This is a genomic window from Streptomyces fructofermentans (assembly GCF_014651055.1).
Taxonomy (GTDB): Bacteria; Actinomycetota; Actinomycetes; order Streptomycetales; family Streptomycetaceae; genus Streptomyces; species Streptomyces fructofermentans.
Map to the genome: position 1 here is coordinate 20,058 of NZ_BMWD01000042.1, position 13,162 is coordinate 33,219.

Below are 13,162 nucleotides of genomic sequence, written 5' to 3' on the forward strand. Positions count from 1 at the left end.
AGCGCCAGCAGCACGCCGAGGCTCCCCACGCCCTCGTATCGCCTGCGCCACAGCCTCACGACGCTGGACCAACACCGACCTCAAGGCGTTCGGCCGCCGCCACGCCCGCGAACGCTTCGAACAAGAAGACCTCCAGGCCAACCTTGCGGGCGCCGAATGGACCGACGACGCCTTCGCTGTCCTGCGTGTCTGAGCCCTCCACTGGGCCGACGACTCGCAGCCCCTCCATGAGGACACCGGCTGACCGGACACCTGAGCAGCCCGGTACGTCCTCTCCTACGGCGGGTGCACCGCCCCGACACCACGCCGACCGAGCGAACGGCTGCGCTGCGACGGCAGACGCAGCAACTCGCCCAACGGGACGCCGTCGTCGGCCCACTGCTGCAGCCGCTCCCGGTCCACCCAGGCGATGCCGTGGCGTTCGGCCCAGGCTTTGGCGTCGCGGGTGACCGCGCCGTTGGTGACCACCACCGCCGCGTCCGCCCGGTGCACGGGCCCGGCCGTCCCGTTGAGCTGGTACATCACCGACGAGCCGACCCGGCCTCCCACCCGCGTGTGCTTGGCCTGCACGACCAGCCGCCCGTACCGGGCGCAGTCGGCGATCACGTCGGCCCCCTGGTCCCCGGCCCGCCCCACCTGGCGGGCCGCCCACCCGTCCCTGACCAGCAGGTCCCGCAGCGCGTACTCGAAGCGGCGGTCGTCCATCTCGTCCAACTCCACCAGGGACAGGCGCAATCGTGCCATCAGCGCGGTGTGACGGCGCCGGCGCCTGACCGTCCGTCCGGCGCGCCACAGCCCGTACCCGGCCAGCGCCGTCGCCGCTGCGGCGACCCACGGCCACCCCGCCAGCGCCGCCTGCACGGCGACCACGGCCGTTCTGGCCGCCATCCACACCGCGGCCGCCACGACCAGGACCGCGGCCAGTTGCTCGGTGCGCCCGCGCGGGCGGCGCCAGCGCACGCCACGCGCGGCCATCAGCGGCCTGCCGAGACCGACACCGACGGCTGCGGCGCCTCCTCCACCGTCGCCGCTGCCCCGTCGAACCCGAAAACCTGGCCCCACAGCCACACGCCCGCGACCAGTCCGGCAACTGTCCAACCGCCGAGCTTGCCCGCCCGCGCCCGCGGGTTGCGCCGCACGTGGCCGCGAACCCGGTGATATCCCTCAGGAACTCGTGCTCCCATCGGACTCTCCCCCTCACAGGTACTCGGCCGTCAACTACGGCCAGTGCATGAGGAATTGGTGTAACAGTCGGCACTGACAGGTACCCCTGGACGATCACCAGCCGTGCTGCGACGCGACCCTAAATCCGCCAAGCACCCGCACACGACACCCTCAGACGCCCGCACTCTCCGGGAACAGACCAGCTCATCAGCGCAAACCGTCCGTCGCCGGCACCCAACGGCCGTCCACCTGCACTACTGCGGCACGTCCGCAAGCCGTCCCCATGCCCCAGCAACCACCACCTGCACCCCGCGGTTCGAACGGAAACGGCCGATATCCCATCCGTCCGTCTCGGCGGATCAGCCCGCCTCAAGCCGGCGCCCGGAGGCGTCTTGCTGGCAGCACCAATCAGGGTGATGGCAACACTGCGCGATGGACGGACCCGACCATCCCCCTGGCCTTCCTCCGACCGGCAGCCATTCAGGGCCACCCGCGCGGGCGCGGGGAGCAGATTCCCATGATCGTGCGGCCGGGGGCCGGTCAGCTCTGCCGGCGGCTCCGCGGCTGCTGCGGGTCAGGACCGCCCGGCGGATCCGGGCCCGGAGTCGGCGGCGTGCTGTCTACCCTCATCTGTGTTCCCTCCCTCGTATCGGGCTGGGGGTGCTGGGTGTCCGGCCGCGCGACCTTCCAGGGCGAGCGCGGCCGGGCACATCAACAGTCGGCCGCCGGGCTGTCGTCGCCCTCGGGGCAGGCGGGGCAGATGTCCACACCGGGCAGCAGCGGAATCATCTGCTGGTGCGGATGCGTCCGGCAGTACCTGCGTCCTCGCACCTGGTCGATCTCCAGCTCACTCGCGGCCAGTTGGCGGGAGGTAAGGGCACGGTCGGCGGCCATGGTGCTCCTAGTCGTTCTCGGGCGGCGTGGGCGGGTCATCGTCCGGCTTCGGGACGGGCGGCCACGTGTGGGCGGTCCCAAGGTTGCGGGGCATGGGCACCTCCTCTCTGCGGATCGGGCCGACCTGGTCAAGGTCGGTCACGTGCTTGACGGGCCCGCCCCGGCTGCTCGACCTGTCCACGGGTGGGGAGCCGGGGGGGGAGTCTCAGGGAGCGGCATCGGCGAGGCGCTGGTCACACCTTGCGAAGATCATGTGCCGCTCCTCTCCTGACGTCGCGGTGCGCGATGCTCAGGGCGGCGCCGGCCGAGCAGGGCGTCGCGCCCTCGGCCCGGCAGGCGGCGCAGGCCGCGAAGTGCGCGAGCATGGCCCGGTAGGTCTGCCTGTAGCTCTGCTTCGGGGCGTCGGTCATGCCAGCGGGGGCGAGGCGTCGCTGATCGCGGCAGGGGGCGCAGGCGTACAGCGGCCAGGACGGGCCGGAGATCCGTTCGTGCGCACCCACGAGGACCGCGGTGCCGGACGGACCCTGTGGAAGTGACACCAGCCGCAATCCTGCTTTGTGCGCGGGGGCGAGGTGTGCGGATCGTCAGCCATGTCGACTCCAGTGCCGGGGTCTGTCGTGAGGCCGACGGTATGAGCGCGATGTGCAGCGCAGCGAGAGATGTGCACTTCTTTGCAGGACACCGCCTCTACCGGGTGGTTTGACGTGTTCGCCCTCTTGACCGGCTCAGCCACCTGCTCGACTGTGGCGCAAAGAACTGCACACCCTGAGGGCAGGAGGCCGGAATGTCGTTACGGTTCATCGGGATCGACCCGGACACGAAAACGGCGGATTCCCCGACCGTGTGGGTCGACGAAGAGCAGGGAGAGATCGTCTTCCAGGGATGGAAGCCGGACCCGCAGCTCCACGCGGAAGTCGCGGCGTTCGAGGTACCGGGCCACGCCGTCGGCATCCCGGCGGACGAGGGCCTGGTCCGCCTCCCCGTCAGGATGGTGCCGATGATCAGGGAGGCGTGCGATGTCGCCGAGCGGGCCAACAATCGCTGACCTGCTCGCCGGGGCCGAGCGCACCGCCGTGCACCTGGAGATGCGGGACCAGTACGGCGTCGCCGCCGAGGCCGAGGACTTCCGCACCTGGCTGGAGACCGGCCGACTCGACACCGACCCCGCCTCCCCGGACTGGGCACCCTGGGTCGACCTCGTCGCGTCGGCCGCCGCCCGAGGCGTGACCGTACGGCGCGCCCGGATCGTGTCCGAGCCCGTGAGCGACTACATCCGCTACGAGCACGCCTCCACCATCGTCAACGTCCAGGCGGGCGAGGACGTGCGATGGCTGCCCCGCCGCCGCGCCTCCGACATCGCCCTGCCCGGTAACGACTTCTGGCTGTTCGACGACCAGATCATCCGGTGGGGCTACTTCTCCGGCGAAGGAGCCATGGTCGGCCACGAGGTCTCCGAGGACCACGGGGCAGCGAAGTTGTGCGCCGAGGCGTTCGCCGCCGTGTGGGCGCGCGCCACGCCCCACAGCGAGTACCGGATCCACTGAACAGGAAGCGCCAGCCGCCAGCCCATGCCAGCATCCCCGTCCTCATCGGCTCAGGCCGCTCGTGAAGCCGTCGCTGGTCGGCTGCGTGACCTTCGCAAGGAGGCCGGGCTGACGCTCGTGCAGCTGGCTGCTGCGTGCGGCTGGCACTACTCGAAGACGTCGCGCATCGAGAACGCCCTCACTGGGCCCTCCGCGACGGACATCCGCCGCTGGTGCTCCGCCGTCCAGGCCGAGGACCAGGCGGAGGACCTCGTCGTCCAGTCCGTCAACGCCGAGAACATGTACCGGCGGTGGCGCGACCAGGTCCGCTCCGGGCTCCGGCACATCCAGGAGAGCCGGGCGCGAGTCTGGCGCGACACCGACGTCTTCCGCGTCTACTCCTCCAGCCTGGTGCCCGGCCTCCTCCAGACGGAGGGGTACGCGCTCGCGGTGCTGAAGATGGCGGCCGCGATCCACGAACTGCCCACCGACGACAGCGGGCCGGCCGCGGCCGCGCGGGTGGAGCGCTCGCGCATCGTGCACGAGCCCGGCCGCCGACGGTTCGTCATCGTTGTGGAGGAAGGGGTGTTGCACTGTCAGGTGGCCAACCCTGATGCCATGGCGGCCCAGTTGGGCTACTTGCTCGCCGCGGGGGCCTTGCCTGCCGTGTCCCTCGGTGTCATCCCGGCGGGCATGCGGCGGGTGCACTGGCCGGAGGAGACCTTCCACATCTACGACCACAGGCTGGTGTCCGTCGAGCTGGTGTCTGCCGAGGTGACGGTCACCCAGCCGACTGAAGTGGCGCAGTATCTGGTGGCGTTCGAGCAGCTGCGCCGCATGGCTGTGTACGGGGCCGATGCGCGTGCGCTGATCGTGAAGGCCATCGAGGGCGTGCACTGACCCCGGACGCACGAAAGGGCCCCTTCCGACCCCGTAGGGTCGGAAGGGGGCATGGGTGTCAGCGGCCGCTCGATCCCGCAACGGCAGCCATCTCACCATCAGAAGGCACGGAAACCGGCGTATTCACCGGGCTCTCCTCGGCCAGCCCCCACACGAGCCGCGCATGACCGGGCCCGGCGGAACGCTCGTCAGACCTCTGGGGTGAGCGGCGTGCCGCACCAGCCGTGCCACTAATGAGCTGTGCGTGACGGACGACCGCAGATATGATCACGCTTCGCCCATGCGGACATGAGTTCGCCATGTGCTTGTACAGAAGCGGAAGTTGAGGAACTGAGTGAAGTTCATCCAGAGGGCTACCACACTGCTCGCCGCGACCACCCTGGCCGCTGGAACGCTCGTGGCCGGCGCCAGTCCCGCCAGCGCCGCATCGATCACGTTCGCCTACGATTCCCCGAACGGCTCGGGTCAGATCGTGGTTCTCAGAGACGGCAAGCATGCCGGCTATCTGTACTGGAACTCCGACCCGATACCGGAGCTGAACTGGCCCGGGGATGCGTTTTTGGCGAGTGACGGCCTGGCCGATGGTTACGGTATCGAGGCGCATCTCTACAGCGGGACCCTCCACCGCATGGCCACCACACGCGGCCACGACGCCCCTTACACAAGCCCGTGGACGACCGGCAATCTACCGGAGGGGGAGATGGTCCTCCTTCAGGTCTGCTACGTGAAGGGCACCTCTTCCAACTGCTCCAACACCATGCTCAAGCATGCCTGACATCACACGGTGACGTGGGTGCAGGGCCTTTGGCTGCACAGATCACTCGCAAGGCGTTCGAAGGCCCCGCTCTCACCGGTTCCGGTGAGAGCGGGGCCTTTCCGCGTGTGCCGGCGGCTCAAGTTGCCATCCGCACCATCCTCGACCTGTCCACCGCCCACCTCCGCGAGGAGACCGCTGACCGGCGAACGGGTGAACGGACCCGTCCCGTACCGACCGGTCGCAGCGGGGATGGTCCCAACGACGTCCCACAGGACGCCGCCAGGGCGTCCTGCTCCCCGCCCCTCTCGGCGAGATCTGCGAGGCTGCCTCGCTGTTCCCCGGCGGGCGGGGATGGTCCTCAAGTCACCGGAGGCTCGTCAGCGCATGCCTGGGGCGTTCGTGCTGCTGATGCTTGCCCTGGGAAGCGGCGCCGCGCACGCACCTCTCATTGTCGGAAGCCCACGAGGTCGGCCCCGGATCAGAGCGTGAGGAACTCGGGTGCCCCGGCGGCGCCACGGAGCATCAGCGTTCTTCCGATTCAGGCGCCTTCCGGCGTCGGGCAGCTACGCGGGCTGCCCAGGTCGCAACGCCTGCTACAGCGGCCGTGATCAACGCCGACGGGAATTGCGTCAGCAGTCCTTCCCACAACACGTTCATCCGCGCCTCCTCCAAACCGTCGCGCTCGATTCGCGACCCGTGGAACCAGCGTGGGTTCGATTGCGTTTGTCCTGACGAAAGGCACCGGCGCGCTACGACGTTCCACAACGTCAGACATGGTCTGACAGCAGCTGACAACGGCTGACAACGGGTTGCAGGATGCTGGTCCTACGGATCACGAACGTCGAAGGGGCCGCTATGGGAGCCGTCAGGCGACACCTGGCCCGCCCGGAGTTGCCGCAGGGGGCGCGCAAAGATCTCAGCGATGCGCTGCACAACCTGCTTCGACATGCGGGGCGCCCCAGCACCCGGGATATCGCAGCGGCTCTGAAAGATCTTCTGCATCCACCACCGAGTCACACGCGCGTCCACGACCTGTTCACTCATCCCCGGGTGCCTGACTGGCAGTTGACGATGTGCGTCGTGCAGGTACTCGCCGGCCGTGCGCGAGGGCTGGACGAGTCAGACGAGTGTGACCGGTTCGACCAGCTCTGGGCACTGGCCGATGAGGAATTGGTGCTCGATCCTCTGGCAACCGAAAGCGATCGGCCCACGCAGACTCAAGGGGCACCGTCCGGGCCCGGGGCATCGGAGCCCGCCACACCCCCACGCGGGTCGGCTCGGCATTTCATGCCCAAGTCCGACAAGAGCCGTGCAGTCTTCTTCGGGGTCGGCAACTACGCTCATCTGGTTCCGCTGCCTTCGGTTCCGGCCAGCCTGGGCGCCTTGGCGGACTCACTCGCCGGGCCCACTGGAGCGTTCAGGCCAGAGCACTCGACAGTCCTGATCGATCCAAGCAGTGGGACCAACGTCCTGGACGTCGTCCAGGAGGCCAGCGATGAAGCAGAGGACACTCTGCTTCTGTATTTCTCAGGACACGGACTCGTGGATCGTCACAGTGGTGATCTGTCCCTGGCGCTCCCGGACACCCGTTCCGAGGCCGCGTACACAGCTCTCCAATACAACTGGATTCGCCGAGCGGTCCTCGAAAGCAATGCTCGACGCAAGGTGGTCATCCTCGACTGCTGTTACAGCGGCCGAGCTGCAGCCGTCATGGGCAGCGTCGAACCGCTCCCGCTCATGGACATCGAGGGGACCATTCTCATTGCCGCCACGACCTCGAGTCAGGCGGCTCTGGCTCCGGCAGGGCAGCCCTACACGGCATTCGCGGGCGAGTTGATCGACATCCTTCGCCACGGCGTGGCCGACGGCCCGCAGTTCCTCGACCTCGATCTGATTGTCCGTGAGCTGCGAGCGCGTACCGCCGCCAAGGCTCTTCCCATACCCCAGATGCAGCAAGGGCGGGGCTCCACCGTGGGGCAGCTGCCCCTGGCGATCAATCCGGCATACCTCCGAGAGCCGGACCAATGAACGCTCGCGTCTCCTTGCGGTCCGGGCTTGCCCATCGGCCTGTCGAACCACGTGTCCGCAACCTCATTGAGCAGCGGGCCATCATCGGTTGCCGGACCGGCGTTCGCGGTCCGCGCGACAGCACTCGCGGGTCGCGTGGGTCGGTTCGCCCGGCGTTGCCACAACACGCCGTGGCCTGCTCCGGCCAGGCGGTGAACCTGGCTTCGCATGCGAGCGGGTTGGACCACGCATGATCCGCGCGCGGATCGTCCGACGGACAGGGAGGGATGCTCCCGGGCGCGTCCCGTCCGCCGTCGCAAAGGCCAGGTCGTAGACAGCCAGCCGGGGCTCGTCTGCGGACGGCTCGCTCACGCACCTCGTCGGGGTACTCCGGTCAAGTCTGGGGCGGGGTCACCGGCGGCACCGGCGGTACCGCGCCCCGCGCCCGCAGGTCGGCGGCGCCGCCCGCCCCGAGCACCCCGGTGGTCCGCTGCAACTCCTCGGACGGCAGCGCCGACAACGACCGCCGTGCCACCGCCGACACCACCAACGGCAGCACCGGACGCAGCGGTTGCACCAGACGCAGCCACGGTGGCGCGTAGACGCTGACCGCGCGCCGCTCCACGCCGCGCACCAGCCAGCCGGCGACCTGCTCGGGACTGTGCACGCGGCGGGCGGGCGCGGGCTGATGGGAACGCAGGGCCCGCAGCACCGGATGGTCGTCGAGGGCCGCGATCATGTCGGTGCCGGTCCAGTGCAGGTACGCGATGCCCACCCCCACGCCCGCCGGACGCACCTCGGTCCGCAGAGCCTGGGCAAATGACTCCACGCCCGCCTTCGACGCGCAGTACGCGCTCATCATCGGCGCCGAACCGAACGCGGCAGTGGACGCCACCTGAAGGAAGTACCCCCCGGTACGGGCGAGTTGAGGCAGAAAGACACGGGCAGTGTTCGCGCTCCCGATCAGGTTGACCTCGACCACCCGGTCGAACAGCGATGCCTCGCACGTGGCGAACGGGCCCGCGGCAGCGATCCCCGCGTTGGCGATCACCACCGAAGCGGGACCCAGCCGTGCGTCGACGCTGCGGGCCGCGCCCTGGAGCGCCGCCTCGTCGGTCACGTCGACCTCGAAGCAGTGCGCCTCGGTCGGCAACCCGGCCGCTACCTGGCGCAACGAGTCAAGCTCGCGGCCCAGCAGCGCCACCCGCATGCCCCGCAGGGCCAGGCGGCGTGCCACCGCCGCTCCCACGCCGCGCGCCGCGCCGGTGACCACCGCGATCCGCGTGTACGGTCCACCCTCCGCCATGACCACCTCCAGGCCCGCCTTTGCGACCCGCGCCGCACCGCGCACCAGGCCAGTCGACCACGCCCCGCTCCGGCCCGCCCGCCACCGCGAGCCACGAGGGTGACGGCACCGCCGCCTGGGCACCACGGGCCCGGGAGGACGTGCCATCGCAATCCTCAAGTCCTCGCGGCTCCTGCGAAAGCTCCGCTGCAGCACCACCCGGATCACAGCCGTCGTCCGAGCCGTCGTCGCCCTCGAAGTCGCCGCCTGATCAAGATGGAAAATGCTCAGTGCCCCTGTCGGGGGTTGTCAGACCAGGTGGTGGGTGGTCACCCTGCCGCCTTTCTTCGTGCCCGCGGCGAGGAGCGCGCTTCCGTCCGACAGGGACACGGTCGAGACGAAGGATCCGACGAACGTCTCTGCGAAGGGTTCGCCCGACAGCAGGTCCCACTGACGCACCACATCGTGGTCCGCGGTGAACAGCCGCAACCGGCCCGACACGGTCGCCGTCGCGATCCTCACGAACTCCCCGTCGGTCGGAATCGGCGTGCCGACCTCTTCCCCCGTCTCGGCGTCCCAGCGGCAGACGGCCTCGCCTTCCTCCACCACACCGACGATCAGCGACCGCCCGTCCTCGGTGTACGCCGTGGTCAGCATGTCGATATGGGGCGCGTCGATCTGCGCGCCGAACGGCGAGTCGCAGAAGTCCCCCTGCCAGCGCCGTACTCCTTCATGGTCCCCGGTCACGATCAGTGTGGGCCCGCCGCGCAAGGCCGCCAGGGTCACCGCGGCCGGCTCTCCCACGTGCTCCAGCAGCGGGGTCAGGGGCGCGGCCGTGACCGGGTCCCACAGATGCAGCCCGTTCGCCCCAGCCCCGGCCAGCAAGGGCCGTCCACCGCTCGTGAGTCCCAGGGCGACATCGTGGATCCGGTCCTTCCCGACCGCGTCCGCCAGAAGGCGTCCGCTCACTCCGTCCCACAGGCAGAGCCCATCCTCGTCCCCGGCCGCGATGCGTACCCGTCCGTCCGCGAGCACGAGCGCCCTCGACGCGAACGTCTCCGTGGACGCGTTCCGGGGGACCTCGAATTCGCTCACCAGGCGGCCGGACCCGGCCTCCCACCGGACCAGTCGCCCGGCGGCGGCGGTCACCAGTTCCGTCCCACCCGCCGGGGAGCGGTGGAGCAACGGATGGACCGGGCCGTCGAACCCGGCGATCTCGATCCCGGAACCGACTCTTCTCGAACGCATCGCATTCCCTTCCGACTGTCCGCACTCCCGCATGTGACCGTCGTGTCAGAAATGCGTGGGGGACAACTTCCTGCTGCTGGAAATCGGTATGAACGACCGGTGAACAGAGTCGGATCGACCGGAAAGGGAGGCGGCGCGAGTGAGGTGCCCCCAACGCACAAGGCTCTCGTGCCGTAAAGGAAGGTGTTCGAAGTCTCAACCCAGCGACGCAGGAAGTCTGCTGGCTGCCTATCCTGCCGCAATCGGCCTCAAGTCCGGCACCTCCATCGTGTTCGCGACGCTCGACTCCCTGCGCCACGACGTCGCCCACAGCACACTTCAGGACGTCCGTACACCCCGCGTCGCCGGGGTCCTGCCGGGACGGCCAATGGGGACGCCGAGGGCGACGGCGCCTACACCCTGCCCGCGCACATGACATTCTTCTCCGGCTTCCTGCCCCCAACCCCCAGCCCGACTGATGAGTTCCAGCTCGGACCATCCCCGCGGGGCGCGGGGATGGTCCCACCTACGGCAAGGTCGCAGGCCGGGACCGCCTCTGCTCCCCGCACTCGCAGCGATGGCCTCGGCACCCAACCTCATTCGGTGATCCGACCTCGGGGATGGTCCCTATGAGCTCGCCGAAACACGCGGCCCATGGTGCGCGGCCGGTCTCACGCCCTCTGCGGCCCGCGCTTCGACCGTCGCTTGGGCAGGCGGACGCGAGGCAAACACCGCCCACTACTACCGCATTTCCACGCATGATCTGCTCGTCGAGGCCGACAACGCGGTCGCCGCGGGCCAGCATGTCCACGCGATCTGGCGTGACCTCAACAACGAACTCGGTCACAGCCCGTGCTTGCGGCATGCAGGACAGAATCTGCGCCTCGCGCTCGTTCAGGTACGCAGGACGCCGAACTCGACGCCGCGCCGCGGCAGCCCGGATGGGCTTCCACCAGTCAATCGTGAAGCGGCAATTGCCAGCGCCCGGACAGGGGTCACCGGGCCCAGGACTGAGGGTGCCGGCTACCGGACACAGGCGCCTCTGACTGCGCGTCGCACCCCGTCGGCCTCAGCGGCATCAGGCCAAGGGTGGAGAACATTTCGTCTTCGGGTTCGCGCCGTCTCGGTCGGCGGCCGGGAACAGGGGTGGCGTGGGCAGCCCCTGCGGCGTGTGCCACGATCTCCCCAACCTGTGGGGGGTGTTGCTGAATGGCGCAGGACATTGCGCTGCGGCCGGTGGTGGATCCGGCCCTCGAGGACGCGGAGCGCGCGCTGCTGGAGAAGTCCGCCGACGGACTCTTCCCAGCCACACTGCCGCTGCCGGAGGAGCCGGGGCTGGGCGGCCGTACCAAGGCGGACATCTGGACGGCCCTGGGGGTCTCCGCGGTGTGCGCGCTACTGCCGGTGACGATCCTGTGGGCGCTGATCGGCGTGTGGCCCGGCCTGGCCGTCGGGCTCGCGGCGCAGGCGGCGCTGATCTGGGTCGGGGTCCAGTTCGGGTTCGAGGCCTTCATCCTGACCGTCGTGGGCGTGCACCTGCTGGCCTGGCTGCTGATCGTCGTCGTCGGCTGCGGGACCGACGAGCGGCAGCGGGTGGCCCGGCTGCGCCACGGCCGCTACTACCTGGCCGAGGACTTCGGCAACGACTCCCTGCGCGACCTGCTGGGCCACTCGCCGCTGCGCCGGATGGAGCGCGCCCAGGCCGCCGTGACGGCGGTACTCCAGTCGCAGGTCGACCGGGACGGGCTGCTGGACGACATCGCCAACGACGTGACACTGCCGGCCCAACAGTACGAGATCGCCCAGCGCCTGGCCGAGCTGACCCGGCTGGCGCGGAAGGTGCGCACTGTTGCCGGGGACGCCTCCGGCTCGCGGGTGGAGGAGGTGCTGCGGACTCAGCGGCAGGCGCTGCGGCTGTCGTCGAGCGCGCTGGAGGAGCGGGTGGAGGCGCTGGAGCGGTACGCCGAGAACACCCGCGCGGCGGACGCGGCGTACCGCGAGTGGGAGGCCGTACGAGAGCTGGAGCAACTCGGCGAGGACATGCACGAGCTGGTGGTGAACACGGTGCGGGACGAGCTGGCCGTCGCCGAGATCGAGGGGCTCGCCGACCGGTCCCGACTCCAGGACCTGCACCGGATGCTGGACGAGGCGCGGGAAGCGGGGATGCTGGCCACGCAGTTCGCCGACGAGCCGGCCGACCGCCGGTCCGGCGACAGCGGCCGGGCGTGAGGGGGAGGACGACATGACGCAGACATCCCAGCCGAGACGCGAGTTCCACTCCGGCCGCGGCAAGAAGACCTTCGACCGGATCCCGGGCGGGTTCTACCTGGTCGGCGCCCTGGTGATCCTCTTCGAGGTGGTCACGCTCGGCGCGGTGGGCCTGACCCTGGCCGTCGGCGACCCGAGCGACAACGGGGCATCCCCGGACAAGGAATCCCGGCGGGTCGAGGTCACCTACATCGCGACGGGCGACCACCCCTCGGTGAACCTCACCGTCGGGGAGGCGAACGGCGGCCAAGAGCCCCACGAGATCGTCATCCTGCCGTACCGCAAGACCGTCGAGCTGGCGGCGGGCGCCGACTTCCATCTGGACGTCAGCAGCCGCGAGGACCAGGAAGGGGGCACTCTCACGTGCACCGTGCTGGTCGGCGGCAAGGTGGTCCGGCAGGCGCACAGCACACCGGACTCCCCGTCCGCCACCTGCGCGGGCAGCACCGCGGACGCCCCGCAGCGGGGCATCCCCGTGCCCACTCTCACCCCCGGCGTCTCCCCGCTGCCCGAGGAGCGGCGGCTCACCGGGACCGTCAAGGTGCCGGACTACCCGGGCGAGGGCTCGCCGGTCATCGGCACCGTCACGGACTCCTCCCTGGAGTACGCGGAGCTGGGCGGCACGTGGGACCGGAGCAAGACGCTGGATCCGGTCTTCGATGGCTTCACCCGCAAGCAGGAGGGGCGCCAGCGCGCACTCGTGAAGTCCACGCAGGTCGATGAGGACATCATGGCCGCGGCCGGCGGCACCGGCGAGCTGCGGGGCGTGGCGGGCGCGGTGATGGACGAGCGGCGGCGCTATGAGTACCCCCGCGACCAGGCGATCCTGGTCGACGTCGCCTCGAAGCCGCTGAAGGTCGACGGACATGACGCCTGGCTACTGGTCAGCGAGATCCACTTCCACAAACGCGGGGTGCCGTCCACGATGGACCTGAATGCGGTCCTCGTGGTCGACACCGGGCGGGCCCGCCCCTCGGTGCTGTGGGTCGTACTGCCGGAGACGAACAAGAAGCTCTGGCCGGACCTGAACACTCTGGTCGCATCCGTCCAGGTCCGCTGACCTGCACCGATACGGGACGGGCCCGGGCGCGCGACGCGTCCCGGGCCCGTCCGGCAGAGCGCGACGCCGGCCGGGCA

At 69.9% G+C, this 13,162-nt stretch carries 12 protein-coding genes and 2 pseudogenes; 9 read left to right on the forward strand and 5 right to left on the reverse strand.

Going from position 1 to position 13,162, the window contains the following annotated elements; genetic code table 11:
• Nucleotides 1-276: 276 nt before the first annotated feature.
• From IE265_RS35185 to IE265_RS35195, 3 genes are all read right to left on the reverse strand, one after another.
• Complete coding sequence (locus tag IE265_RS35185; RefSeq protein ID WP_190039843.1) at nt 277-975, reverse strand: restriction endonuclease; 699 nt, start codon at nt 973-975, stop codon at nt 277-279.
• A 900-nt stretch (nt 976-1,875) separates the two neighbouring features.
• Nucleotides 1,876-2,058 carry a hypothetical protein gene (locus IE265_RS35190; protein ID WP_190039844.1) on the reverse strand — a complete coding sequence of 61 codons (183 nt, stop codon included), beginning with the start codon at nt 2,056-2,058 and terminating at the stop codon, nt 1,876-1,878.
• Between the two features lie 233 nt (nt 2,059-2,291).
• A complete protein-coding gene (locus IE265_RS35195) occupies nt 2,292-2,597 on the reverse strand; it encodes a hypothetical protein (protein ID WP_190039845.1) in 306 nt (101 codons plus the stop codon).
• A gap of 245 nt (nt 2,598-2,842) precedes the next feature.
• On the opposite strand from IE265_RS35195, the gene IE265_RS35200 reads away from it, so the two are divergent.
• The 5 genes from IE265_RS35200 (at nt 2,843) to IE265_RS35220 (ending at nt 7,266) form a co-directional block, all read left to right on the forward strand.
• The gene (locus IE265_RS35200; protein ID WP_190039846.1) at nt 2,843-3,103 is read left to right on the forward strand and encodes a hypothetical protein; all 261 of its coding nucleotides are present in this window, start codon (nt 2,843-2,845) and stop codon (nt 3,101-3,103) included.
• A complete protein-coding gene (locus tag IE265_RS35205; RefSeq protein ID WP_190039847.1) occupies nt 3,075-3,602 on the forward strand; it encodes a DUF6879 family protein in 528 nt (175 codons plus the stop codon). The genes IE265_RS35200 and IE265_RS35205 overlap by 29 nt, the downstream gene beginning before the upstream one ends.
• 24 nt (nt 3,603-3,626) lie before the next feature.
• Nucleotides 3,627-4,481 carry a helix-turn-helix domain-containing protein gene (locus IE265_RS35210; protein WP_190039848.1) on the forward strand — a complete coding sequence of 285 codons (855 nt, stop codon included), beginning with the start codon at nt 3,627-3,629 and terminating at the stop codon, nt 4,479-4,481.
• Nucleotides 4,482-4,815: 334 nt separating this feature from the next.
• Nucleotides 4,816-5,256, forward strand: a complete 441-nt coding sequence (locus IE265_RS35215) for a hypothetical protein (protein ID WP_190039849.1) — start codon at nt 4,816-4,818, stop codon at nt 5,254-5,256.
• 837 nt (nt 5,257-6,093) lie between these two features.
• On the forward strand, nt 6,094-7,266 hold the full coding sequence (locus tag IE265_RS35220) for a caspase family protein (RefSeq protein ID WP_190039850.1): 1,173 nt from the start codon (nt 6,094-6,096) through the stop codon (nt 7,264-7,266).
• A 373-nt stretch (nt 7,267-7,639) separates the two neighbouring features.
• On the opposite strand, the gene IE265_RS35225 is transcribed toward IE265_RS35220, so the two are convergent.
• The gene (locus IE265_RS35225) at nt 7,640-8,551 is read right to left on the reverse strand and encodes a short-chain dehydrogenase/reductase (RefSeq protein ID WP_190039851.1); all 912 of its coding nucleotides are present in this window, start codon (nt 8,549-8,551) and stop codon (nt 7,640-7,642) included.
• Nucleotides 8,552-8,690: 139 nt separating this feature from the next.
• On the opposite strand from IE265_RS35225, the pseudogene IE265_RS35230 reads away from it, so the two are divergent.
• Nucleotides 8,691-8,801: pseudogene (locus IE265_RS35230) on the forward strand (IS5/IS1182 family transposase); the annotation flags it as partial.
• Between the two features lie 38 nt (nt 8,802-8,839).
• Here IE265_RS35230 and IE265_RS35235 read toward each other — a convergent pair.
• A complete protein-coding gene (locus IE265_RS35235; RefSeq protein WP_190039852.1) occupies nt 8,840-9,778 on the reverse strand; it encodes a WD40 repeat domain-containing protein in 939 nt (312 codons plus the stop codon).
• A gap of 688 nt (nt 9,779-10,466) precedes the next feature.
• On the opposite strand from IE265_RS35235, the pseudogene IE265_RS39410 reads away from it, so the two are divergent.
• The 3 genes and pseudogenes from IE265_RS39410 to IE265_RS35250 all read left to right on the forward strand — a co-directional run.
• Nucleotides 10,467-10,589: pseudogene (locus IE265_RS39410) on the forward strand (DUF3500 domain-containing protein); the annotation flags it as partial.
• Between the two features lie 377 nt (nt 10,590-10,966).
• Complete coding sequence (locus tag IE265_RS35245; protein WP_190039853.1) at nt 10,967-11,986, forward strand: hypothetical protein; 1,020 nt, start codon at nt 10,967-10,969, stop codon at nt 11,984-11,986.
• Between the two features lie 13 nt (nt 11,987-11,999).
• Nucleotides 12,000-13,085, forward strand: coding sequence for a hypothetical protein (locus IE265_RS35250; protein WP_190039854.1), 1,086 nt, complete (start codon nt 12,000-12,002; stop codon nt 13,083-13,085).
• The last annotated feature ends 77 nt before the right edge of the window (nt 13,086-13,162 follow it).